The following is a 24,809-nucleotide window of genomic DNA, read 5'->3' as shown; positions in this document are numbered from 1 at the left end:
TTGATAGCCCAGACCTAACAAAGGTTCAATAACAATTATTAACTTTAACGCTTGACAAAAGCTAACAACATGAAGACTTGAGACATTTAGTTTTATTATTTTTTGTTTATTTTAAAACCAAGGCTAACATAGCGCATTATGCTAGGCTTTAGCATAAAAATTAAACGGGTGAACAGTGAGAATTAAAATAAAAAAGCTACTGTTAATAAAGGTGCTGTATCGCCAATATTAGCGATAACAACCTTTATTATTCAGTAGCTTTATTATTGTACGCCAGTTTTTTACAAATTTAGCGGCATATTAACGCTGTAAACGGCGCCAACCTATAAAGAAAAAACCTAATAACCAGGCAAATGAAAAGCTACCACTTTTACGCTTGTAGCTAGTATCATCTCCAGAACATACTTCAGCTTCACCATTAGCAATTGGAATTAACTTTACTGTCGTCGTAACATTCTCTGTTTGTGCTACACCATTGCTATCAAGAACAATTTCACCTTTAATATCTCTTAGTGATTTTTTCACAATAGCTGTTGCTAAAATTTCACCGTGGTTATTAATAGAGTTAGCGTCTACTAAAGTAAAAGGCGAATCACAGCTTACTAATGTATTGAGATCTACGAAGCTATTATCAGTTAAATCCATAACAAAAGCGCGTGGACGACGGATCAATGTATTATTTAAAATAGCTTCAGTTGTACCTACAGCTATATTATTATCATTAATATCTCGAGGGAAGGTATTAGCGCTAGCAAAAAAGCTTTCAACAAAGTTTGTAGTTCCAAGATTATAATCGTGGATAAACATCCTAGTACGTACTTCATTGTTTATTACTTTTAAAGCACCGCCAATAATAATGTTATTATTATTGATGGCAATTGCACTACTGCGGAGCCAGTCGTTCGGTTCAACTAAAGGTAACGCTTGACCATCAGTAAATAAGCTTGCATGAAAGGTTCTAAAAATACCCTTAACATAATTACCGTTAACGGTCTGGTCTAAATAAACTTCTTGAGTTGAATCAGTATATACTGATGCTCCAACTGCTAATCCGTTATCATTAATATCATAGGGTGTGCTAAAGTAGCTTACTCTGTTAAGTTCTTCTCCATCAAAAGCGATGCCCGTATTTAAATCTCCCAAAAAGCCAAGCATTGTTGGTTCGCTTAGCATATTATCAGCAAAGTGCCACATCATTCCTGCAGGCTGATAATAATGATCAGATAGCAACAACCGTCCTGTCTGCTGGCCTGGACTTAACGGGTTAATAACGACAGGTGTATTCATGATAAGTTTATTGCGACAAAATGTTTCTGATTCATTTTTGCCATCACACTTTTCAGCTATTTTAGCTTCATCAATAATGGAGGTACTGGCCATTCCAACGATATAACCATTATTATTAATAGCATAAGCTAACGAGTATCCTCCACCTGAATTTTGATATGGAGCTGGAATTGTTGTCACTATACCGTCTTTTACGACCGAGCCTAACACCATGGGTCCGTCAAACAGCCACTCATACTTAGTGGCGGGTTCTGGAACTGCTTCAGTTGGCTCTGGCGTAAAGCTTTGCCGCGTAAATGAAGTGGATGCAACGCCTATCGCTACAGATTGATTATTTATGTCGTATAGATACTCACTATTTCCGCGCATAGGTGCAGTTGTTTCATCTCTCAAAACAACATTTTCAGCTTCCGCATTAACAGTTTTTATATAGGGTAAAGCCAAACCTATAGGTTGCAAGGCTGGATTGTAATTAAGCAAATAATTTAAAGTGAAAGCATCGGTTACACCGTTTTGCGCATCTGCTAATTGCTCATCTGATAACGCATTTTTTATAATTTCAGATGTAAAATCTATTAAGCTTAAATCTAATGGAAAATTATAATACCCATTAGCGTCACCTGAGGAGAAGCGCTTATAGGTATATCCGGCTTCAGTTGCTGCAGATGTACTGTACTCACTAATACCACCATTAAAAACCACTTCACCTGCATCGTTAATTGCCGCTGCAGCAGTTGTTTTAACCTCTGCTACATCGCCTACTTCCACAACATCATATACTGCAGCCTGAACTGCGCTTAGGCTTAACATGGGTATTAGCGCTATGCTAATAACTGATAACTTCATTCGGTGCCCCTAAATTTTACTTCTAATTATGCGTCTAATTCTTCCCAGCGCGCAAATGCTTGCGCCAGCTTCGACTCGGTTTCTGCTAATTGGTTCAGTGTAGCTTGTGTTTGCTCTGCACTGCCTTTAAAAAACTCAGGCTTATTCACCTCAGCTTGCAGCTTAGCTAAAGATTGCTCTAGTTGTTCAATTTGCAAAGGTAAAGATTCTAATTCACGCTGCTCTTTGTATGATAACTTCTTTTTAACTGGCTCAGTAGTTGTAGCTTTAGTTACTGTGTCAGTTTTTTGTGAAGAAGTGTTAACCTTAGTGGCTGATTTAGCTGTTGATTGGCTAGCCGCTTTCGCTTGTTGTCTTTGCTGATAGGCTAACACATCATCATAACCGCCGGTAATTTCTACAATTTTACCATCACCTACAAATAACAATGAACTCGTTACCGTATTATTAACAAACTCTCGGTCATGGCTAACTAATAACACGGTACCTTGGTATTGCTGCAATATATCTTCTAGTAGCTCAAGTGTTTCAACGTCTAGATCGTTAGTTGGCTCATCCAGAATAAGTAAGTTACTAGGCCTAGCAAATAACTTGGCGAGTAATAAACGGTTTTTCTCACCACCCGATAACGCCTTCACCGGTGTTCTAGCACGTGCGGGTGGAAATAAAAAGTCTTGTAAGTAACTTAATACATGCCGCGTTTTACCATTTTGAGTAATTTCTTGTTTACCGTCAGCTACGTTATCTTGCACTGTCGCTTCTAAATCAAGTGCCATCCTGTGTTGATCAAAATAAGCTACTTCAATATTAGTGCCGCGTTTTACTTCACCTGCTGAATGGGTGTAATCACCAAGCAACAACTTGATTAATGTCGATTTACCTACACCATTAGGCCCCACTAACGCGATACGATCGCCACGCATCACCAGTAAATTTAAGTCTTTTATAACTTTATTATCACCAAATTGCTGTGAAACAGCTTTAGCTTCAAATACCAGCTTGCCTGATCTATCAGCCTGCTCAATATTAAAATCGACTTTACCCAGTTTATCTAATCGTGCTGCTCGCTCTTTACGTAATTCTTTTAAAGCGCGCACTCGACCTTCATTACGGGTACGCCTAGCCTTAATGCCTTGGCGGATCCACACTTCTTCTTCAGCTAAACGCTTATCAAATAAGGCATTATGTTGTTGCTCATCTTCGAGCATTTTTTGCTTACGCTCTAAATAAGTCTCGTAATTGCCAGGGTGTGAGGTTAATTCACCGCGATCTAAGTCAATAATCCGCGTCGCTAGGGCACGAATAAAGGCCCTATCATGCGAAATAAACATAATAGCACCGTTAAAATTCAATAAAAATTGCTCTAACCATTGAATGGCAGCAACATCTAAATGGTTCGTTGGCTCATCAAGCAACAGCACATCTGGCTTAGCAATTAAGGCCCGAGCCAAAGCGGCTTTACGCAACCAACCGCCAGATAAAGTACTTAAACTGGCTTCTGGGTCCATATTGAATTGCTGACAAATATCAATAACTCGAGACTCTAAGCTCCAGCCGTCACGCGTATCCATTTCAGACTGTAATTGTTCAAATAAGCGATACTCAGCATCACCTGCGCCATCAAGGTTTTCAGATAAAGTATAAAACTGCTGCAATTTTTCGGCTAAATCCCCCGCGCCTTCACGAATAAAATCAGCTATTTTAACATCCATTTTGGCCGGCGGATCTTGCTCTAAGCGGCTTAATACCACCCCGGTATTAACCACTATCTGACCATCATCTAAATTTTGCTGTCCGGTCAGCAATTTCATAAATGAAGATTTACCGGCGCCATTACGACCCACTAAACAAACGCGCTCACCACTAAAAAGGCTAAAATCAACATGATCCAATATAGGATGGGTACCAAAAGCCAAACACGCCTGTTGAAAACGTAATAATTCCACTATTTTACTTCCTTAAGCCAAATTGCTAATTGCTCAGCATCAAATGGCCAATTTAATTCTTTATCTCCTGCGCTAATAACAGGAATAAGTAATCGATATTTTTCAAATGCGTTAGCATCATCAACAATATCCACTACGGTATAAGTTTGCTCTACTTGTTTTAATAGTGCCTCAGCACTGTCACATAAATGGCAGCCCCAAGTGCTATATAAAATAATTGATTGCTTAGTGCTCATTTTGTCGCTTATCGGCTTAATTCAAAACAAACATGAATATGCGGATTACGCTTATAGTCATCCGGTAAAGTTGCCGCAGAAATATCTTTTATCTGCCAACCAGCGTCAATCAGCTGCTCGGTATCTAATTTAAACTTACGTTTATTATTAGAGAAAATCACTTTGCCGCCCACAGCTAAACGTGGAATCAATTTATTTAACAAACCAGCATGATCACGTTGCACGTCCCAGCTGTCTTGCATCCGCTTCGAGTTAGAAAACGTTGGCGGATCAACAAAGATTAAATCAAATTGCTCGCGACAACGGCTTAACCATTGCAAGCAATCTGCTTGTTCAAACTTATATTGTGAGCCCGTTAAACCATTAATAGTAAAGTTCTTCTTAGCCCAGTCTAAATAAGTATTAGACATATCAACGGTAGTAACACTGCGCGCCCCACCAATGGCAGCATGCACCGACGCTGTGCCCGTGTAAGCAAACAAGTTTAATACCGATTTTCCCTTAGCCTGTTGCTGGATCATGCGTCGCGTAATGCGGTGATCTAAAAACAAGCCGGTATCTAAGTAATCGCGTAAATTAACTAAAAACTTAGCGCCATACTCAACCACTTCTTTATATTGGCCCGCTTTTTTCGCTAAGGCTTGATACTGCGAAGTGCCCTTTTGCTTTTCACGCACTTTTAAAATCATATTATCTGATGTAATACCTAATACCGGCGGCACTTGGTTTACAACATCAAATAAACGTTTTTGAGCAACTTGTTCATCAACCGTACTCGGCGCGGCGTATTCATGCACCACAACCTCACCGTCGTACCAATCAACAGCAACGTTATATTCAGGGATATCGGCATCATATAGCCGATAGCAATTAATTTGCTCACGCTTAGCCCATTTACGCAGCTGCTTTAAATTCTTAGCTAACCTATTACCAAAGGCACTACTTTCTTGGAAAAATAAAGATGGCGCATCAGAGCTTACGGCGACTTGTTTTTCAGTTAAGTCAAATAAGGTAAACTCACAATCTAAAGGCCCATTGGTAAACTTATAAGTTTTAGAGCGTGATAAACGCAAGGCCCGCAGTAAGTCAGCGTTCGAGGTAATAATAGCTAAACGCCAGCCTTGATAATGCTGTTTTAAGGCAACAGAAAACTGACTATACAACGGAATTAAAGTAGGTAACTCACCTAAGCGCTCACCATAAGGCGGGTTAGTAACAATCATACCTGCACTACTAGACACTGCCGTATTTAACTTAGTGGCATCGCCATAACTAAACTGGGTAATTGAACTAATACCAGCCTTAGCAGCATTTTGTTTCGCTTTAGCTAAAGCCCGCTCATCAGTATCAGAGCCATAAAACTGAATGCTTTCAGGCAATGGCTTTTCAGCCGCTTTGGCTTCATCTTTTAGCTCACGCCATATAGCATCACGATGGCCAGGCCAGCTTTCAAAAGCAAAGCGCTCACGGGCTAAGCCCGGAGCCTTATTTAAAGCAAATAAAGCCGCTTCTATTACTAAAGTACCGCTACCACAAAAAGGGTCAAAAAACGGCTGATCAACTTGCCAACCTGAACGTTTAATTAAAGCTGCCGCTAAATGTTCTTTTAACGGTGCTTCACCCTGACCACTTCTATAACCGCGCTGGTGTAAAGACGGGCCCGAGAAATCTTGTAAAAAGTGGAAATGGTTTCTATCTAAACGCACCTGAAAACGCACATCCGGGTTCATCCGGTCAACATCTGGTCGATGGCCAGTTTCTTCACGAAACTGATCAACAATGGCATCTTTTAAGCGAATAGCACCAAATTGGGTATTATCAATTTTGGCATGCTTACCTACACAATCTACTGCTAAGGTATTTCTAAGCGCCATCTGCTGTGGCCAATCTATTTTAGACGCCACTTGGTATAAATCGCTATCGGCAGTAATCGGCTCAGACTGGATCAAACGCATAATACGCGTAGCCATACGCGACCATAAACATAATTGATACGCAGTACGCAGCTCCGCTTTAAAACGTACTACACCCATCGTCATTTTAATGACCTCACCACCGTGCAAACGTATTTCATCTGCAACTAACTCTTCAACACCTTTAGACGTTAACGCCCAGAATTCCAGCATGCTAACCAAACCCTTATTAAAATTGGCAATTAGTATATCAGAATGTACCAGCAACACAGATCAAGTTTTGCTATTCACATCAAAAATGTACAAACAAAAGCCAATTTGCACACAATTTCAGCAAACGAATATAATTACCATAATAAAACATGACAAAGGCTTGCAAGGTGTTAATAAAACCAATACTATGCGCTCCGCAATGACGGACGCGGGATGGAGCAGCCTGGTAGCTCGTCGGGCTCATAACCCGAAGGTCGTCGGTTCAAATCCGGCTCCCGCAACCAATTGTGACTTGTTTAGCCTAAAGGTCATAAATTAACGTCTTGCAAATCAACACATTACCTTCTCTGCTCAAGGGTAATACATGGACGCGGGATGGAGCAGCCTGGTAGCTCGTCGGGCTCATAACCCGAAGGTCGTCGGTTCAAATCCGGCTCCCGCAACCAACTTTCAAGATTCATAAATCATTGAAAAATAAAGCATTCCCTTTAATGGGAATTTTTTATGCCTGAAATTCGTCATTCTGTGACAAATCTGTGACAAAATTTTCCAGTGTTTCAAAATTCTAATTTTTATTTGTCCCCATAAAAGCTGTTTTTTGACCTTTACATTAAAAGCCCCAACCATAAAGCATTGTCACAGAATTCTGTGACAAAATAATACTTTAATTGCCCTTAATAGATATTAAATACAATAGCTAACTCTCACTAAATACGCATAGTAATTAATAACTTATGCTATTGAGGGGCTTTTAAGGCGGTGATTTTAACGGGTGCGGTTTTGTGACAAAGTTGAACTAAAACAAGCTTTACAAGTAAATCCCCTACTCGAGGGTTAGCCGGGATTCGGGAAATTTCTCATATAATGATGACTAAGAATATGTTTTTTATGAAATTCATTATTTCGCCATTTACTCACTTTCAAACCGATGCTCCGAGTACAGTCTGCTTCATCTGGGAGCAAACATGATCACTGCCATGCCTGCGAGCATTAGCACCACGCCAGCCAGATCCCAGCGGTGTGGTTGAATGCCATCTACTCCCCACAACCAGACTATTGCTATTGTTACGTATACTCCGCCATAAGCCGCGTAAACACGTCCAGCAGCCGTTGGGTGAAGCGTTAACAACCAGGCAAATAATGCCAGACTGATTGCAGCAGGTAACAGCACCCAGGCTGAAGCTCCTTTTTTCAGCCACAAGTAAGGCAAATAGGGGTTTTGCGCCCATCCCCTCGAAATTAACCTTAGCTTGAATTTTCACGCTTAGAGTAACTTTTCGTACCATTGGACTTCACCCCTTGAATAACACAGTTTGTATTATTTAGCCCATCCCCTCGAAATCGGCATTAGTATTCTTAAGTAATAATACACAGTGGTAAACTATCTTATGAAAAGTTTACCACTTTAGTCGCTTAAATCGGCTTTATGGTAATGTTAAGCAGTTGACTGGTAAACATTAACCTCATTGATTAAGGTATGCTGATTAAAAATAACAAGAAAGGCTTACCACTATTTCTTCATCAAACACCAAGCGTATACAAATACTCAGCGAATCAGAAATCAACGAACTCTATGCCTTACCCAATTTTAACCGTAAAGATCGTGATGATTATTTTTCGTTAGATAGTGAAACTCAAAGGCTCGTCAACGAATTAAGACGTATTGAAACCAGAGTGTATTTTATCTTACTGCTTGGTTACTTTAGGTCACGGCCAATAGTATTTAATTTCTCATTTACTCAAGTCAGTAATGATTTAGATTATGTAAGATCCAAGTATTTCAGCGATAAAGATATGTCTCTTGAGGATTTATCACCAACAACAAAAACTAAGCTGATTAATAAGTTATTAAAATATACAGGGTTTACAGCATACCAAAGCAAGTTAGATAAAGAGCCGCTATTAAAAAGGCTTAACGATGTTGTAAAAATCAACCTTGAACCAAGGTATGTTTTTGATGAATGTATTGCTTATTTTGGTCAAAACAGAATAGCGCTAGCTGGTTATACAACGCTGCAAGACACTATTTCTACGGTATTATCAAATGAGCGTAACCGAATTGAAATGGTGCTGCTTGATAGTTTGTCTTCAGGTACCAGAAAAACATTACTTAAATTACTTGAGTCAAATAATACCTTTACTGACTTAGCCAAGTTAAAGAAAATGGCTAAGGACTTTTCAACGAGCCAAATCACCCAAGAGCTGAAGACGCATAAAATTATACGCTCGCTTTATCCAGAAATTAAGTCACTGATTGCTGAACTGGAGCTATCACCTAAAAATCTTGAATACTATGCTTCACTGGTAAAGCACAAGTCCGTTTATAAGCTTAGAAAACACGCAGATAGCCAAACTATTTTATATCTCGTTTGTTACTTGTTCTTCAGGTACCGAGAGACTAACGACAATCTTGTTGCTGCATTTATTTACTTGGTAAGGAAGTTAACCGAATCAGCTAAAGGCTATGCAAAGCAGCGTATTGTTGAAGATGTAACCATTGTAAGAACCAAATTAAAATCCGCTGGTAGTTTATTAAAGTACTTCATCGATACCGATATGGACGATGATTTAAGCTTTGGTGATGTACGTAAAAAAGCCTTTGAATTGATCCCTGCTGACAGTATTAAACTGTTAAGTGATCACTTAGATAATAACGACTTTGATGGCCGTCAGTACGAATGGCAATTTATTGATAAACAATCCAGTAAAATTAAAAAACTTATCCGCTCATTATTTATGTCTATCGATATTGAGTTCATTCATTTAAAGGATGAACTCCATGAGCAGTATGTTATGGCACATTCTGAACTTAGTGAATTAAAGGCTATCCAAACCCATTAACATCGATGTGGTACCTAAACATGACCGAGAGTATTTAGAGGGAGAAAATACCAAATTAATTGCTAATCGATTTGAGTATTTCCTTTATCGTAAAGCCGAACAATTATTTCACAGTAATAGCTTAACGGTGAAAGAAAGCGTTAATAACCGTAGTTTAACGTCAGATCTTATACAACCTAAAGAATGGCAGCAAAAAGAGACAATCATTGAAAACACTGGCCTTGATAAGCTGGCAACACCGATTAACCAAACACTCGCAGATAAGAGCCAACAATTAGAAGTTAAGCTGAAGGAAGCAAGCGAGCATATCTTTAGTGGTGATAATAAGTATGTTGAGTTTATTCCTGGCAAAGCCGAACTCAAGTGGTCAATTCCTAACAGCCGTTGGCAACAAACAATTGAAAACCCGCTCTACAATCAAATTCAACACATGGGTATCGTTGAACTCATGTTGTTTGTTGATCAAAAGACAGGTTACTTAAATTCATTTACACACATATCAGCAACTAAAGAAAAATCACCAGTAAATAAAGAAGATCTGATCGCCTGTATATTGGCAAACGGCACCAATTACGGCCTATATAAAATGGCGAATATCTCTGACCGTTCAATGGGTAAATTACGCAGTGTAGATGATAGTTATGTCAGATATGAAACACTCAAAACGTCTAATGATCAGGTTTCTAATGCTATAGCCACGTTGCCAATATTTGCCTATTACCATGTGGACGATAATCAGTTGTTTTCAAGCATTGATGGTCAAAAATTTGAGTGTCGCATAAATACGTTTAAGGCTCGGTATTCGTCTAAGTACTTCTCCAAAGGTAAAGGTGTTTCAGCATTAACATTGGTTTCTAATCATGTTCCGGTGAGTACGCAAGTCATTGGCGCTAACGAATATGAAGGTCACTTTGCTTTTGACTTACTCTATAACAACTCTTCAGATATACAGCCTAATACCTTATCGACCGATACGCATGGTACCAATAATGTTAACTTCGCTATATTAGATTTCTTTGGTTACACATTCGCCCCTCAATACGCGAAAATGAAAAAGGTGTTTTTTGAGCTATTTGAAGTGACTGAAGAGAACGGAGGCCGTATTCAATTAAAGAAAGATATTAATCATAAGCTAATTGCTGAAGAATGGGACAATATTCAGCATATTGTTTGTTCATTGAGTCGTAAAACCACCACTCAAAGCACAATCATTAGAAAGTTGAGTAACGGCAAGAGCCGAAGATTGTCAGCATTGCATGAGTACGACCGTTTAATTAAATCTATTTATGTTTTGGAGTATGTTGATAATTCAACGTTGCGTCATTACGTCCAGCAAGCCTTGAACAGAGGTGAAGCATACCATCAGTTAAAACGTGCTATTACTTCAGTTAATGGCAATAAATTTCGTGGGGGGAATGATTACCAAGTATCACAATGGAACGATTGTGCTCGACTCATTTCAAATTGCATTATTTATTATAATTCCGCGTTACTATCGGCATTTTTACAAATCCAAGAGAGGAACGGTAGGCAAGATGTGGTTGATGTTATTTCTCGGCTTTCACCTGTTGCTTGGCAACACATTAATCTAAATGGGGAATATGCCTTTAATAAAGACCGCAAAGAAATCGACTTAGCTGGTTTACTTAGTGATGTAGAATCAATAAGTTAAAGAATGCCATCTGTTTGTATTTCTAATTCAAAAGGTACTGCGCATCAAAGTGCCATTAAAAATTGGAGGTGTTGATATTCTATATGCTTGATATATACAAGCTAACATTGATAGAAAACAGATAAGCTAACAAGTTTTTAGTCGAGCCATGAACTGTTCTATAATTGTTCTAATTGCAAAACTCTTCAATTTGGTTTGTTACTAGATTTAAAAATACTTTTCTATGCTCGATTTTAGTAAGTAGCAGCTTTTGGATGTCTTCAGGAACTTTTCTTTCTCCTGCATCTATTGCCATTAGTAATGGCTTGATATCAACTACAAGAAGACCTGCCGCCCTTGCTGCTCGAATGAACTTTAATCTCTTTAATGCACATAAGCCGTAAAGTGAATGGCCTGACTTAGTTTTTTCTTCGCAGTGTACTAAGTTCTCAAGAACATAATTTCTTACCGTATGGACAGATGTTTGTGCAGCTAGTGCCAGTTGAGAAATACTCAAAGGAAAATCCAACGCATCATCATCACTACTAATGAACTTATTGATGTCAGGTATCTCTGTCAAAAAACTGACTTCACCAACAGGAATGTTTTCAACCTTAGATTTAATCATGATTTAGCATGCTTCCAATTTGTGTTGTTAATGGAATGCCTTAAGATATCTTGATTACATTCAATCAATTGGCACTCCATTAACATTTCTGTAAGTACATTACCGTTAAATGATTACCCTGCGCAGCAAGATAGCTCTTTAACGTCTTTGCTAAAGGTTTGAGCGCATAACTTCAATCCTTCAACCATCGTCAAATACGGAAATAGTTGACCTGCCAATTCTTCGACTGTCATTTTATTATGAATAGCAAGAGCCGCACTTTGAATCAGTTCTCCGCCTTCATGGGCTAAAATTTGTGCGCCTATCAGTTTTCCCGTGGATTCTTCAGCTACCAACTTGATAAAACCATCCGTTTCAAAATTTGCTAAAGCTCTTGGTACGTTTTCCATATCAAGTACACGACTTATCGTATTTATTCCTACCGCTGAAGCTTGTACTTCGGTTAGACCTACCGTAGCAACTTGTGGGTCGGTGAATATAACAGCAGGCATGGTAGATAAGTCGAGTTGCGCATTTCCACCTGTCATATTAATTCCAGCCCTACTTCCGGCAGCAGCAGCAACATAAACAAATTGTGGCATATTGGAGCAATCTCCAGCGGCATAAATGTTAGCTGTTGATGTTTCCATCATACTATTAACAACAATGGCACCACTTTTATCTGTTTCAACACCAACATTTTCTAAACCAAGCTTTCCAGTATTTGCATGGCGACCCGTAGAGATAAGCAATTTTTCAGCGATTAATGTTCCTTCGTTAGTTTCCAATGAAAAACCATTGCTATCATAAGAAACATGACTTGCTTGCGTATTATTAAGTACCCTAATACCTTCTTTTTCAAAGCACTCTGCCAGTTTTTCACCTAATAACGGATCTTCAGCATATAAAAGGGTATGTCTGGCTAGAATTGTCACACGGCTACCTAAACGGGCATAAGCTTGCGCAATTTCCAGAGCAACAACGGAGGAGCCGATGACAACTAGACTACTCGGTAACTCTTCTGCAAATAAGGCTTCTGTTGATGTCCAATAAGGTGTATCAACTAAACCCTTAATTGGCGGAATGCTTGGTGTAGAGCCTGTTGCAATTAAAATGCGATCTGCAACCAGCTCTTCTTCACTACCATCAGACTTGTGAACTAGCAAGGTATTTTGATTTTTAAAACGTGCATAACCTTTAAGTAAAGATAGCGCGGGATTACTCTCTAAAATACGTTGATATTTAGCATCGCGTAGTTCTTCGACGCGAGCGTTTTGCTGATGTGCTAATAAGGAGCGGCTAAGTTGTGGCTGAATATTTTCTAAACCATCAAACGGGTTAGTACGTTGCTGATGCGCTAATTGCGCAGCACGGATCAATATTTTTGAAGGAACACAGCCGACATTTACACAGCAACCTCCGATTACATCGGCTCCTTCAATGATAGTAACTCTTGCTCCGCCTTCTGCTGCTTTAATCGCACAGGCAAAGGCCCCTGAACCACTACCAATAATGGCTACATGTAATTGTTCTGGCTGGATGTCATTTGACGAGCAACAACTATTCGTTGACATATTTTATTCCTCTTAAAAAGTTAAGCGGTACAAGTTTCATCATCACAGCGTTTATTCGCAGGAGAAACCATGTCCCAAATTGATACAGCAACCATTAGTCCTAGCCCCGTATAAGTAACGTATGAACTCCACCCGTACTGGAACCAAGGGTATAAAGAGAGTAAAACCAAAATGGGGCCAATTGAACCGATAAAACTACGGTGCCATTAACGATGGCTAAACCAGCCTAAGATATTCATTGCCAGCGCTAATACTGCAAACAGTGGTAACAACGTATTGATAAATACCCCTTCCCACTGACTAAGAAATCCCATCCCAATTGCCGCACCAAGACTAGCTATCGCGGGAAAACACATGGCGCATCCCATTGCCGAAACAAGTGCACCTATAGAGCCTGCTTTATCTCCGATACGCGTAACTAGTTCTAAGGGGCTAAACATTACTTATTTTCACTTTTTAAATTTGAAGGGTAGCCAGCGTTGGTAGTCGCTGCAATTAATGCATTGATGTTGGTTTTAGTGTCATCAAAAGAAACAACAGCTAGCTTAGGCTTGTAGGTAACTTTCGCATTTTCAACGCCATCAACATTTTCTAATGACTTTTTAACTGTGATTGGACATGTCGCACAGTTCATCGTTGGCACTTCCAGTGTAACTGTTTTTACTTCAGCAAAAGCACCAAAACTAGAAAGTGAAAGCAGTGCGGTTAATAATAATTTTTTCATAATTAGCTCCAAATTTTAAAATGTTATAAATTTCTTGATCTGTATATTAAGCAAACAAAAGTATCCAATAATTACTGGTCACTAAAATTGTCGCAACTATAGCGCTCAGCCAGAAAATGACTTTTCGTTGTTGCTGTTTCTTAGGAATTGCACAGGCCGTTCCCGGCTCACACTCTTCTACAGGACGGTAAATTTTCCAACCTGAGTAACCAAACAACAACACTACAAATGCGATAAATAATGGCCTATAGGGTTCAAATGCAGTTAAATTACCAATCCATGAGCCACTTACCCCAAGTAATAACAGGAGCAAAGGACCTACACAGCATACGCCTGCGCCTAATGCTGCTATGATGCCTCCTATCATTGGAAGGTTTGATTCTTTTTGATTCATATAGATACCTCATTAAGTGATAATGCAAGTGTATTGCATGTACCTAAGTACGGAGTCAAGGGTGATTTATAAAAAATTTATCTTTGATAATCTGCTACGACAGATACGGGGAATAAGCTAACTTGAATTAAGGCGCAGAAGTAAAATTGGATATGCTGTTTTAGTGGGAAATGGTAGTTAAGTGAATCATTTACTTCGGTTGCAACGAATCAATTATTGGGCAGTGGCTATCGTCATCATTATTTTGGCATTGTCCTAAATGTTCTTCCAAAGCGTGTTCTAACAACAACAAGTCAGCCATCTTTTTTTGTACTGCGATCAGTTTTTTATTAGCTAATTCTTGTACTTTACTACATGGACTATCGTTTAACGCAAGTAACCCTTCAATCTCATTTAGCGTAAAACCTAATTCTTGAGAACGCTTGATAAAATGTATTCTATTTACCGTTTCTTTCGGGTAATGTCTATAGCCCTGCATAGGCTTTGGTGGTTGTTTAATTAAGCCTTTGCGTTCATAAAAGCGAATTGTTTCGACATTTACACTCAGTTCTTTAGCCAACATACTTATGGTTCGTTTAGACACGTTATCAATTACCTTACTGACTTTTTGTTTACTTACTTTATATCTAATTAAAGTGACCATCAATGAATACCAGTTTAAACATCGCTAATTGATTTTGTTTTTTCTTCTATTAAATAAGTAAAGTTACCGTTGTTACAACAATATTAAACCACAACATTTAGATCTACCAACCAGTCATTTAACATTTGGCAGTTTTCCAAGTGATGATTTTATGAGATCAATACTTAGTGCTATTAATAATATGCTGTTAGAAATATTAGCGGCCAGTGCATATAAAGAATATCGAGAACGTGAACGTAAGCAAAAAGAAGGTATTGTAAAAGCACAGCAAAAGGGACTTTATCACGGTCGTCAGCCTGATTTAGAGGCTCATGATAGGATTGCCTCGTTTACTGAAGCTGGATTTAGTATTAATAAAACGGCTGAAGCAGTTGGAGTTAGTCGAAGTACGGTAATTAGAGTTAGAAAAAAGCTTAAAAATTTAGACTAAGGTTAATTTCGAGGGGATGGGCGCAAAACCCCTATCTGGCGCGGCTTGCAGAAATAAACGCGCAGTTGTGCTGAGGTTTCGTAAAACATTAACCAAAATAAATAAGGTGAAACCAATAGAAAGCAAAGGGTCAAGGATAGGCCAATCCACAAATTGCAGCACAATAGCCACAACCAAAACTGCAACCCACCCAAGAACGTCTTCAAGCAAATGCCAATTCAGCACTTTTTCATTCAGTGTATTTCCTTTGCTCAAGCGGTAAGCGGCAAAGCCATTGACTGCAACACCCAGCACAGCTAAAGCCAGCATTCCCTCTGTCACTGGCATTACCGGGTTAGCCAGCCGCGGTATTGCCTCAGTCAGTACCCAAACCGATCCGGCAATCAATACCAAGCCGTTAATTAAGGCGCCAAACAATGACAATCTGCGGTAGCCGTAAGTAAATTGTCGGTTTGCAGACTTTCGGCCAAGCCGGTTCAACAGCCATGCACTGCCAATAGATAAGCTATCACCCAGGTCATGCACTGCATCTGCCATAATTGCTGTGCTGTTGGTTAACCAACCGCCGATAAACTCAATTAGGGTAAAACCCACATTAAGAAAAAAAGCCATAGCGATCCGGTTGTCGCTGTCGTCTTTGATATGTGAATGGTTGTGCTGGTGCATTAAGACTCACCTATTTATTGCTGATAACAACTTAGTTGGTTTGACTAACGGCTTCATTCAATTGTTTTAAAATACCACAGTGCTCTACCGTGCGCTTCGAGTTGCAGCTAAGACGTAAAGCCTTTAGTTGTTTATTAAGCTGCGTTAAATCCGCAATGCGACGTTCTACCTGCTCGATATGCTGTTCAATCATCTGATTAACATCATCACACTGCGACATTGGCGAGTCATTCAAACTCAGTAACTGACGAATTTCTGCCAAACTCAGATCTAAACTCCGGCAGTGTTTAATAAATAGCAACCGCTCGATATCAGCGTGATCGTAGAGGCGGAAATTACCATCGCTACGTAATTTCGCCGCAAGAAGCTGCTCCTTTTCATAGTGACGGATGGTTTGCACAGAACAGCCAGAGATTTTTGCCAGCTCTCCAATCTTGATCATCTCGATACTGCCTATTGACTCTATAGTAACTACAGAGTTTAAACTAGGTTTCATATCAACCCAAGGTTTATCGGTTATGAATGCAAAATGCTGTTCCAATGATAAGTGTAGCGAAACGGGCAACAGTGAAAATAGCGCCGTTGATGCACCTGATAAGCATGCAAAATATGCCTACCTTAGTGAATTTAGGGTGCCTAAAATGGACTGCCCTGCCGAAGAGCGTTTGATCCGTATGGCGCTGGAAACAGTTGAGCCCGGTGTTCTGTTACAGTTTGATATCCGACAAAGGCAGGTTCGCGTTTTTCACACGGTGAATGCCAATGAAATTACAACAAAAATGCACAGCTTAGGGCTGGGCGCATCGCTGACAAAGACCGGGCCGGTGAAACCCGAAGAGGTAACGCAGGCCAGACAATCCACAGCATCAGGTTCGCTGCGTGAGGAGTTAATTTTAAAATGGTTGCTGGGCATTAACGCGGTGATGTTTGCAGTAGAGTTTGTGACCGGTTGGCTGGCTCAATCAACCGGGTTAATAGCCGACTCTTTGGATATGTTTGCCGATGCAGCGGTATACGGGGTTGCGCTATACGCAGTCGGGCGTAGTAGCAAGGTTCAATTAAACGCCGCACAGCTTGCCGGCTGGCTGCAATTAATTTTAGCTTTTGGGGTGATCAGTGAGGTGATACGGCGCTACCTGTTTGGTAGCGAGCCTGTGTCGACGTTGATGTTAATTATGGGCGCTATTGCTTTGGTTGCTAATGTGATCTGTCTTTCGTTAATTCATCAACAAAAAGAAAGCGGCGCGCATATGAAAGCCAGTTGGATTTTTTCTGCAAATGACGTTATCGCAAATGCTGGGGTGATTTTGGCCGGATTATTAGTCACCTGGACCGGGTCACGCTATCCGGATCTGGTAATAGGGTTCATCATTGGATTAGTTGTACTCAATGGTGCGCGCAGGATTTTACAGCTAAAAGCGTAGCTTGTTGTTAAGTCGCAATAGCGCTACCTTAGCGCTAACTTACTGAGGGATTTATGTTAGGTCGTACATCAGGCTTATTATTACTGTTGCTGATTATGCTGGATCATGCCGTGATGGCCTGTGATGCGTTAGTTATGCATTTGCCTGATCATGCCCATGCCTACACTGACCTGCAACATGAACACTGCCACTCAGATACCCTTTTCGACGTAAGCAGTGAGCAAGTCACTGCACATAACGTTGCACATAACTCTGAGCATGATGCCGACGAACACAGTAATCATGCTCATGTGACCTGCTATATCGCTTTTTTTCAGGGCATGGAACTGCTTAACTTCCGTGACAGTGTTATAGCCGCTACCCAACCAGGGTTAAACCTCATTAGCTATCGCCCACCGGTGCCGCCGCCAAATATCTGATCCTGCTTGTTTATCTTTTTTTATTAACGATTAACTTTCAGGAGCATACCCATGCGTATGAGACTAATGCTGCCAGCAATACTGGCGGCGGTATTTTGCGCGCTTCCGCTACGTGCAGAGCCGCAAGCACTGACATTACAACAGGCAATAGATAAAACACTGCAACACAACCCGCAGCTGCATCAGTTTAAATTTACCCAACAGCGACTGCTGGCAGAGCGTGATGTGCAAAGCCTTAAACCCGGTTATCAACTCGGTGTAGAGCTTGAGAACGTTGCGGGCACCGGAGAGGCCAGAGGGCTGGCCGGTGCTGAGCTGACAGTCGCCTTATCTTCCGTGATAGAGCTGGATAACAAAGCTCAGTGGCGCGCTGCGGTAGTAGACGCCAGGCTCAATACTCTTGATTGGCAGCAACAAGCGCAAACCCTCGATGTGCTGGCCGAACTTACCCGCAACTACATTAATCTGCTAGCCAGCCAGCAGGAATTGACACTGACAGAAGAGGCAGTAGAGCTCTCAGAAGCCCTGCTGCAAAGCGCTGAAAAACGTGCCGCCAGCGGTGCCTTGTCAGATGCTGAAATCATGCGGGCAAAGGCGCAACTGGCTCAGGTTCAGATCGGGCGGGACGCCCTGTTGCAGCGCATTGAGCGGCAAAAGATAGCCATAGCACGTTTTTGGGGTGATACCAGCGCCAACTTTAACGTTGTGGCAGGTAATTTGTTTGCTTTTGGTCAAAGCCGCCCTTTTGCCGAGCTGTATCAGCGGCTGCAACAATCGCCGGCGTTAACCATTTTTGCCTCTGAACGTCGGTTAAAAGACGCTGAAGTGCGACTGGCGCAAAGCCAAAACCGCGCAGATCTGAGTTGGCAAGTAGGGGTAAGACGCTATCAGGCCAGTGACGATACAGGCCTTACCTTTGGTATCTCAGTGCCATTATTTGCTGAACGTCGCAATAGTGCAGCCATCGAAGCTGCGCTGGCAGAGCGAAACAATGTCGAGTATCGGCAGCAGGATAGCTTACTGATCCTGCATGAACGCTTGTTTGATGCCTACTCGCAACGACAGCAATTTATTACCAGTCACCAACAGTTGGCGCAGTACGTGATCCCCAACCTGGAACAAGCGCTGGATCTTACGCGTGATGCATACCAGCGCGGGCGCTCAAATTATCAAGATTGGCTTAATGCCCAGCAAGAATTGTTGCAGGCAAAAAGACAAATACTGGAAACCGCCACTGCGGTGCTATTGAGCCAGGCGACGATTGAACAGCTTACCGCCGAGCCGGTAACGCAGTAACTGACAAGATTATTGCCCCGGTGCCGCACTTCATTAACTGTGCGACGTGGCAAACAGAATATACAGGAAGATAGCATTATGAAGTCACATCTAACACTGGCAATGTTTATTGCAGCCTGGCTGATGCCGATGCAAGTAATGGCCGCCAATGAGCAAGAACATGCGCATGTCCATGCCAAAGAGCAAGCGGTAAAACCGCAATCTGACGCTAAGAAAAATGAAGAGCACGAAAAACACGGCGAGAACGAAGAACATGAAGAACATGAAGAACACAATGAGCATGAAGGGCACGACGAAAACGACGAGCATGAACACAATGAAACCCTGAGCAGCCGCATTAGTGATGATATGGCTACGGCGGTAAATATTGTCACAGACCGTGCTGACAGCCAGCGATTACGCCAACATCAGGTTGTTTATGGCAAGCTTAGCGCTGATCCAAACCGCATCAGCCATGTTAATGCCCGTTTTCCCGGTATTCTTACCTCGGTGAAATTCTCGCTGGGTGACAGCGTAAAAGCAGGCGATGTACTGGCCGTTGTTGAGTCAAATGAGAGCTTAAATACCTATGCCATTAAAGCACCAATTGACGGCGTTATTATTCAGCGCAGCGCCAATGTTGGTGAGGTCGCACAGCAGCAGACGCTATTCAGCATTGCTGATTTTGGCAGCCTGTGGGCAGATTTTCGCCTGTACCCGTCACAACAAGTTGCTGTCGCGACAGGACAAAACGTGGTCATTCTGGCCGCTGACACTGAGATTAACGGCGTAATTGCACATATCATCCCGTCATTAACCCAGCCCTATCAACTGGCCAGAGTTAAGCTGGATAACCGTGACGGTAAACTGTCGTCCGGGCAATTAATCGAGGGTGCTGTAATAAGCGGTGAATTCAACGTTGAGCTTGCCGTTAAAAAATCGGCCATTCAAATACTGGACAATCAAAGCGGTGTCTTCGTGAAAAACAATACCGAATATGTCTTTACCCCATTGCAGCTTGGCCGTAGCGACATGGATTATGTCGAAGTGATTGCCGGTTTAAAGCCCGGCCAGTGGTATGTCACTACAAACAGCTATCTGTTAAAAGCGGATCTTGAGAAATCTGAAGCCGAGCACGCGCATTAAGGGGGCACTATGATTGAATCCATGTTGCGCCTGGCTATTGCGAGGCGGTATCTATTTTTAACGCTGACACTGTTGATTATTGCCATTGGTAGCTGGAGCTACCAACAGTTACCGATTGATGCAGTGCCGGATATTACTAACGTTCAGGTGCAAATAAACACGGCGGCGCCAGGTTATTCGCCACTTGAAGCAGAGCAGCGTATTACCTATCCGGTAGAAACTGCCCTGTATGGCTTACCCAATTTAAGTTATACCCGCTCATTGTCACGCTATGGCTTGTCACAGGTAACGGTGGTGTTTGAAGAAGGCACGGACATCTACTTTGCCCGCAATTTAATCAACACCCGGTTGGGCGCTATCAAGGATATGTTGCCTGAGGGCATAGAGCCTGAAATGGGCCCTATTTCAACCGGGCTTGGTGAAATCTTTATGTATACCGTGCAGGCCAAACCGGGTGCACTGCAACAAAATGGTTCACCTTACGATGCCATGGCACTGCGGGAAATCCAGGACTGGATAATAAAACCTCAGCTGGCACAAGTTAAAGGTGTGGTGGAAGTAAACAGCATTGGTGGCTACAACAAGCAATACCATGTGTTACCCGACCCACTGAAACTGCTTAATTATGGCCTGAGTATTAAGGATGTTGAACTGGCCCTGCAAGCCAACAATGACAACCGGGGTGCCGGTTATATTGAACGTGAGGGCATGCAACTGCTGGTACGCTCGCCCGGTCAGTTAACCTCTCTGGATGACATTGCTAATGTCATTATTACGCAATACGACACCATACCGGTAAAGCTGAGTGACGTTGCCGATGTTGCCATTGGCAAAGAGCTGCGAACCGGTGCGGCAACTCAGGATGGTAAAGAAGCTGTGCTGGGTACAGCCATGATGTTAATTGGTGAAAACTCACGCACAGTGGCACGCGATGTCGCGCAAAAGCTGGAGCAGATCAAAAGCTCTCTGCCAGAGGGTATTATTGCTGAAGCCGTATATGATCGCACCACCTTAGTGGATAAAGCCATTGCAACCGTCAGTAAAAACCTGCTGGAAGGCGCATTACTGGTGATCGTAGTGTTGTTTATCCTGCTGGGCAACCTGCGGGCGGCGTTAATCACTGCGGCGGTGATCCCGCTATCAATGCTGATGACCATTACCGGCATGGTACAAGCCGGCGTTTCTGCCAACCTGATGAGCCTGGGTGCGCTGGATTTTGGCTTAATTGTTGATGGTACGGTGATTATTGTCGAGAATGCGGTTCGCCGCCTGGCGCAGGCACAGCACAACGGCCGTATCCAACCGCTAAAAGAGCGCTTAAATACGGTGTATCTGGCAACTGCAGAGGTTATCCGGCCCAGTTTGTTCGGTGTGGCCATTATTACTATCGTGTATATCCCTATTTTTTCGCTGACCGGTGTCGAAGGTAAAATGTTTCATCCTATGGCAGCGACTGTGGTGATGGCCCTGTTATCCGCTATGGTGTTGTCACTGACCATTGTACCTGCCGCTGTGGCGGTGTTCTTAAATGGTAAAATCAGTGAAAAAGAAAGTGCGGTTATCAGAAGCACTAAAACTTTGTACGCACCGCTATTAGCGCTGGCACTGAAATTTCGCTGGCTGGTGATTGGTTTGGCCAGTGCTCTGGTTGGTGTGTGTCTGTGGTTGGCGACCACGTTGGGGGCAGAGTTTGTGCCTCAGCTTGATGAGGGCGATATCGCTTTACATGCCATGCGTATTCCGGGCACCGGCTTAGAACAAGCCGTTGCAATGCAGGAAATTCTGGAGCAGAAGATCAAAACCTTTGCTGAGGTTGATAAAGTGTTTGCCAGAATTGGTACCCCAGAAGTGGCGACCGATCCGATGCCACCCAATGTGGCTGACAACTTTGTGATATTAAAACCGCGCAGTGAATGGCCCAATCCGGATAAAACCAAAGCCCAATTGGTCGCTGAAATGGAGGCTGCTTTGGCGACATTGCCTGGCAATAACTATGAATTTACCCAACCTATTCAGATGCGTTTTAATGAACTGATTTCCGGTGTACGAGCTGATCTGGCTATTAAGGTATTTGGCGATGATTTAGATCAGCTGGTTACAAGCGCTAATCAAATTCTGCAAGCGGTCAACAAGGTGCAAGGTGCTGCGGATACTAAAGTGGAACAAGTCACTGGTTTGCCAACCTTGTCGGTGATCCCCAACCGAACCGCGCTTGCCCGTTACGGCTTGAATGTGGTTGAACTACAGGACTGGGTATCGGCGGCAATTGGTGGTACGTCGGCCGGTATTCTGTATGAAGGCGACAGACGCTTTGAGCTGATAGTGCGCTTGCCGGAAACCCTGCGTCGCGATCTGGACAAACTGGCAGTGTTACCGGTGCCATTGCCAAATGGGGACTTTGTACCGTTACAGGAAGTGGCTACCTTAGATGTGTCGCCTGCGCCGGCGCAAATTAGTCGTGAAAATGGCAAACGCCGGGTAGTGGTAACCGCGAATGTGCGCGGGCGAGACCTTGGTAGTTTTGTAGAAGAGGTAAAGGCCCAAATCAACCGTGACGTTACATTACCAGCCGGTTACTGGCTGGACTATGGTGGTACTTTTGAGCAGCTGGAGTCCGCCAGTCAGCGCCTTAGCATCGTGGTGCCTGTTACGTTGCTGCTGATTTTAGGTATTCTGGTGATGGCTTTTGCGTCATTTAAAGATGCGTTGATTATCTTCAGCGGTGTGCCGTTGGCGCTCACCGGTGGTGTGTTGGCCTTGTATTTGAGGGGTATGCCTTTATCAATCTCTGCTGGCATTGGCTTTATCGCCTTATCAGGCGTAGCGGTGTTGAACGGTCTGGTGATGCTGAGCTTTATTCGCGATCTCTGGCGTGAGAAAGGTGACTTGCTGTTAGCGATAACGGAAGGCGCGCTTACCCGGTTGCGCCCTGTGCTAATGACCGCTTTGGTCGCTAGCCTCGGTTTTGTGCCGATGGCGATTAATATTGGCACCGGTGCTGAAGTGCAGCGCCCGCTGGCGACAGTGGTGATTGGCGGTATTATTTCGTCAACCTTGCTGACATTGTTGGTATTGCCCGTGTTATATCATTGGGTGCACAAAAACGATAACCGCAAACAGCAAACGGAATAATCATTAACCTGCTTCGCTGCAGCATTGGGCTGCAGCGAAGAACGTTTTGGCAATAGTATGGGTGTTTATGCTAATACGATTAAAACGATAACCGCGTAAATAGTCAGCCGTATTAAGACGTCCCGCCAAATGGGGCTGTCAGCTAGCAAGGGTTGCAAGTCAGTTGGCAAGGGCACTGGCTTTAAAGCAGAGATATTCGCGCCTCCAGGATTTCCCCTTGGAACCCAACCAAATATAAAACCCGGAACCGTTGCTATCAAACGGACGATCTGACCAATAACCTCGCGATTATCATTGCGTTTGAGCCCAATCCGCAACATCTGCCAGTGCGTCGCTATATGCGGTATAAAATATCTCTGCCCTAAAATATGCGCTCTTTCAAGAGACTTAAACGCATTGTCTAAATCATTGATTTCTTCAGCCTCCTGGGCTGAGCGTATGCTGAGTTGGTACTCATGTTTAATTTTTTTATTCATTTACTTTTATGGACCGTACGTTGTAATTGATGTGAACAGTTTTTAGTGTTTTGATGCATTGATGGATAACTACTGATTGTGCTGCATTATATGCCACTGGCCATTGTCGGCCAGTAACAATGATAATGTCAGGTTATGCCAGTCTCAGGAGCCTTTCTGGTAAGGTATAGGTCTCGCCGTCAAAACTCACAGAATACTTCACAGTGTCGCCCTTTTTCACGCAGCGCTCGACCTGGCCAATGCGATCATATAAGGCATGATCCGCATCGACCACAATAACGTCTTCGCCTTTGGCATATTGGGCTGGCGTCGAAATGGCGTTGACTGTAGAGAATGTCTGCCAGAGTTGCTGCTGGGTACTGAGCGACGCGGATAAAGCCGCTTTTTCCTGCAGCCAGGCTTGCTCTTTTTCTTGCAAACTGGCAACTTTAGCCGCCGCTTCCGCATACTGTTGCTGCAAGTCTTCGTGTTGCTTTTGTAATCTGTTTAGCTCGGTATCTTTACGATAGAGTTTTTGCTCCGTTTGTTGTTGGCTGTTCTGGATCCCCAATAATTGTTGCTCAATCTTACTGAATCGCCCCGTGTTTGCCAGAGACTCAATAACTTGAGAAACTGGAACTATGAAAAAATCAAATCGCTATACATCAGAATTTCGTGAACGTGCAATTAGGCTTGTTACCACACAACAGCATGAATACCCTTCTCTTTGGGCTGCGCTAGTATCGATTTCAGATAAACTGGGATGTACCCCAGAAACACTTAGAGCATGGGTCAAGAAATCTCAAGCTCAACCGTCTAAACCCTCTTCTAATACGCAATCAACTGAAGAACGCCTTGCCGCCTTAGAGCGCGAGAATAAAGAGCTCAAGCGAACGAATGATATCCTGAGGCAAGCTGCCGCTTTTTTCGACCAAGCGGAGCTCGACCGCAAACAGAAGTAATGTAAGCGTCTAGCAAAGTGCACCT

The 24,809-nt window shown here is 42.5% G+C and carries 24 protein-coding genes and 2 tRNA genes; 11 read left to right on the top strand and 15 right to left on the bottom strand.

Going from position 1 to position 24,809, the window contains the following annotated elements:
* Positions 1-300: 300 nt before the first annotated feature.
* From ACRCA4_RS09920 to rlmKL, 4 genes are read right to left on the bottom strand one after another with little or no spacing between them, the layout of a single operon-like run.
* Positions 301-2,133: a DUF3466 family protein gene (locus ACRCA4_RS09920; protein ID WP_433187663.1), complete on the bottom strand. Its 1,833-nt coding sequence runs from the start codon at positions 2,131-2,133 to the stop codon at positions 301-303.
* 26 nt (positions 2,134-2,159) lie between these two features.
* Positions 2,160-4,079, bottom strand: a complete 1,920-nt coding sequence (gene uup / locus ACRCA4_RS09915; RefSeq protein ID WP_433187660.1) for an ATP-binding cassette ATPase Uup — start codon at positions 4,077-4,079, stop codon at positions 2,160-2,162.
* Positions 4,079-4,315, bottom strand: a complete 237-nt coding sequence (locus tag ACRCA4_RS09910; RefSeq protein ID WP_433187657.1) for a glutaredoxin family protein — start codon at positions 4,313-4,315, stop codon at positions 4,079-4,081. The genes uup and ACRCA4_RS09910 overlap by 1 nt, the downstream gene beginning before the upstream one ends.
* 8 nt (positions 4,316-4,323) lie before the next feature.
* Positions 4,324-6,441: a bifunctional 23S rRNA (guanine(2069)-N(7))-methyltransferase RlmK/23S rRNA (guanine(2445)-N(2))-methyltransferase RlmL gene (gene rlmKL / locus ACRCA4_RS09905; protein ID WP_433187654.1), complete on the bottom strand. Its 2,118-nt coding sequence runs from the start codon at positions 6,439-6,441 to the stop codon at positions 4,324-4,326.
* Between the two features lie 207 nt (positions 6,442-6,648).
* Between rlmKL and ACRCA4_RS09900 the strand changes: the two genes are divergently transcribed.
* Both ACRCA4_RS09900 and ACRCA4_RS09895 read left to right on the top strand, forming a co-directional pair.
* Positions 6,649-6,725: transfer RNA gene (locus ACRCA4_RS09900), tRNA-Met, on the top strand.
* 85 nt (positions 6,726-6,810) lie between these two features.
* Positions 6,811-6,887: transfer RNA gene (locus ACRCA4_RS09895), tRNA-Met, on the top strand.
* Between the two features lie 503 nt (positions 6,888-7,390).
* Here the strand turns inward: ACRCA4_RS09895 and ACRCA4_RS09890 are convergent.
* Positions 7,391-7,681: a YnfA family protein gene (locus tag ACRCA4_RS09890; protein ID WP_433187820.1), complete on the bottom strand. Its 291-nt coding sequence runs from the start codon at positions 7,679-7,681 to the stop codon at positions 7,391-7,393.
* A 272-nt stretch (positions 7,682-7,953) separates the two neighbouring features.
* On the opposite strand from ACRCA4_RS09890, the gene ACRCA4_RS09885 reads away from it, so the two are divergent.
* The gene (locus ACRCA4_RS09885) at positions 7,954-9,282 is read left to right on the top strand and encodes a DUF4158 domain-containing protein (RefSeq protein WP_433187817.1); all 1,329 of its coding nucleotides are present in this window, start codon (positions 7,954-7,956) and stop codon (positions 9,280-9,282) included.
* 7 nt (positions 9,283-9,289) lie between these two features.
* Complete coding sequence (locus ACRCA4_RS09880; protein WP_433187651.1) at positions 9,290-10,954, top strand: transposase; 1,665 nt, start codon at positions 9,290-9,292, stop codon at positions 10,952-10,954.
* 169 nt (positions 10,955-11,123) lie between these two features.
* Here the strand turns inward: ACRCA4_RS09880 and ACRCA4_RS09875 are convergent, their stop codons facing one another.
* The 6 genes from ACRCA4_RS09875 to merR form a co-directional block, all read right to left on the bottom strand.
* Positions 11,124-11,561, bottom strand: coding sequence for a MerR family transcriptional regulator (locus tag ACRCA4_RS09875; RefSeq protein WP_008110853.1), 438 nt, complete (start codon positions 11,559-11,561; stop codon positions 11,124-11,126).
* Positions 11,562-11,674: 113 nt separating this feature from the next.
* Positions 11,675-13,114 (bottom strand): mercury(II) reductase, encoded by a 1,440-nt coding sequence (merA, locus tag ACRCA4_RS09870; protein WP_433187648.1) that lies wholly within the window; start codon positions 13,112-13,114, stop codon positions 11,675-11,677.
* A gap of 206 nt (positions 13,115-13,320) precedes the next feature.
* On the bottom strand, positions 13,321-13,554 hold the full coding sequence (locus ACRCA4_RS09865; RefSeq protein ID WP_433187645.1) for a MerC family mercury resistance protein: 234 nt from the start codon (positions 13,552-13,554) through the stop codon (positions 13,321-13,323).
* Positions 13,554-13,838 (bottom strand): mercury resistance system periplasmic binding protein MerP, encoded by a 285-nt coding sequence (gene merP / locus ACRCA4_RS09860; protein ID WP_008110847.1) that lies wholly within the window; start codon positions 13,836-13,838, stop codon positions 13,554-13,556. The genes ACRCA4_RS09865 and merP overlap by 1 nt, the downstream gene beginning before the upstream one ends.
* A gap of 46 nt (positions 13,839-13,884) precedes the next feature.
* A complete protein-coding gene (locus ACRCA4_RS09855; RefSeq protein WP_016899520.1) occupies positions 13,885-14,232 on the bottom strand; it encodes a mercuric transporter MerT family protein in 348 nt (115 codons plus the stop codon).
* Positions 14,233-14,422: 190 nt separating this feature from the next.
* Positions 14,423-14,815: an Hg(II)-responsive transcriptional regulator gene (gene merR, locus ACRCA4_RS09850; protein ID WP_286130766.1), complete on the bottom strand. Its 393-nt coding sequence runs from the start codon at positions 14,813-14,815 to the stop codon at positions 14,423-14,425.
* A 211-nt stretch (positions 14,816-15,026) separates the two neighbouring features.
* Here merR and ACRCA4_RS09845 point away from each other — a divergent pair, with 211 nt between their 5' ends.
* Positions 15,027-15,305, top strand: a complete 279-nt coding sequence (locus ACRCA4_RS09845; protein WP_010555471.1) for a helix-turn-helix domain-containing protein — start codon at positions 15,027-15,029, stop codon at positions 15,303-15,305.
* Here ACRCA4_RS09845 and ACRCA4_RS09840 read toward each other — a convergent pair.
* Together ACRCA4_RS09840 and cadR are read right to left on the bottom strand one after the other, a co-directional pair.
* The gene (locus ACRCA4_RS09840; RefSeq protein WP_433187636.1) at positions 15,297-15,971 is read right to left on the bottom strand and encodes a cation diffusion facilitator family transporter; all 675 of its coding nucleotides are present in this window, start codon (positions 15,969-15,971) and stop codon (positions 15,297-15,299) included. The genes ACRCA4_RS09845 and ACRCA4_RS09840 overlap by 9 nt on opposite strands.
* A gap of 31 nt (positions 15,972-16,002) precedes the next feature.
* Positions 16,003-16,467, bottom strand: coding sequence for a Cd(II)/Pb(II)-responsive transcriptional regulator (gene cadR / locus ACRCA4_RS09835; protein WP_011788525.1), 465 nt, complete (start codon positions 16,465-16,467; stop codon positions 16,003-16,005).
* Positions 16,468-16,489: 22 nt separating this feature from the next.
* On the opposite strand from cadR, the gene ACRCA4_RS09830 reads away from it, so the two are divergent.
* The 5 genes from ACRCA4_RS09830 to ACRCA4_RS09810 all read left to right on the top strand — a co-directional run bounded on the left by ACRCA4_RS09830 (position 16,490) and on the right by ACRCA4_RS09810 (position 23,367).
* Positions 16,490-17,395: a cation transporter gene (locus ACRCA4_RS09830; RefSeq protein ID WP_433187633.1), complete on the top strand. Its 906-nt coding sequence runs from the start codon at positions 16,490-16,492 to the stop codon at positions 17,393-17,395.
* Positions 17,396-17,448: 53 nt separating this feature from the next.
* Positions 17,449-17,814: a cobalt transporter gene (locus ACRCA4_RS09825; protein ID WP_070049597.1), complete on the top strand. Its 366-nt coding sequence runs from the start codon at positions 17,449-17,451 to the stop codon at positions 17,812-17,814.
* Between the two features lie 51 nt (positions 17,815-17,865).
* A complete protein-coding gene (locus tag ACRCA4_RS09820) occupies positions 17,866-19,110 on the top strand; it encodes a TolC family protein (protein ID WP_026349569.1) in 1,245 nt (414 codons plus the stop codon).
* Positions 19,111-19,188: 78 nt separating this feature from the next.
* Positions 19,189-20,235, top strand: coding sequence for an efflux RND transporter periplasmic adaptor subunit (locus tag ACRCA4_RS09815; protein ID WP_433187628.1), 1,047 nt, complete (start codon positions 19,189-19,191; stop codon positions 20,233-20,235).
* A 9-nt stretch (positions 20,236-20,244) separates the two neighbouring features.
* A complete protein-coding gene (locus ACRCA4_RS09810) occupies positions 20,245-23,367 on the top strand; it encodes an efflux RND transporter permease subunit (protein ID WP_433187626.1) in 3,123 nt (1,040 codons plus the stop codon).
* Positions 23,368-23,432: 65 nt separating this feature from the next.
* Here the strand turns inward: ACRCA4_RS09810 and ACRCA4_RS09805 are convergent, their stop codons facing one another.
* Both ACRCA4_RS09805 and ACRCA4_RS09800 read right to left on the bottom strand, forming a co-directional pair.
* On the bottom strand, positions 23,433-23,843 hold the full coding sequence (locus ACRCA4_RS09805; RefSeq protein WP_433187623.1) for a DUF3703 domain-containing protein: 411 nt from the start codon (positions 23,841-23,843) through the stop codon (positions 23,433-23,435).
* Between the two features lie 133 nt (positions 23,844-23,976).
* Entirely contained in the window at positions 23,977-24,393 is a 417-nt protein-coding gene (locus tag ACRCA4_RS09800) for a hypothetical protein (protein WP_433187620.1), read from the bottom strand.
* A 70-nt stretch (positions 24,394-24,463) separates the two neighbouring features.
* Here ACRCA4_RS09800 and ACRCA4_RS09795 point away from each other — a divergent pair, with 70 nt between their 5' ends.
* Complete coding sequence (locus ACRCA4_RS09795; RefSeq protein WP_433187617.1) at positions 24,464-24,784, top strand: transposase; 321 nt, start codon at positions 24,464-24,466, stop codon at positions 24,782-24,784.
* Positions 24,785-24,809 lie beyond the last annotated feature (25 nt).

Source organism: Rheinheimera sp. WS51 (assembly GCF_050936095.1).
Taxonomy (GTDB): Bacteria; Pseudomonadota; Gammaproteobacteria; order Enterobacterales; family Alteromonadaceae; genus Alishewanella.
Note: the sequence above shows the minus strand (reverse complement) of the source record. Positions and strands in the feature narration are given on the sequence as shown.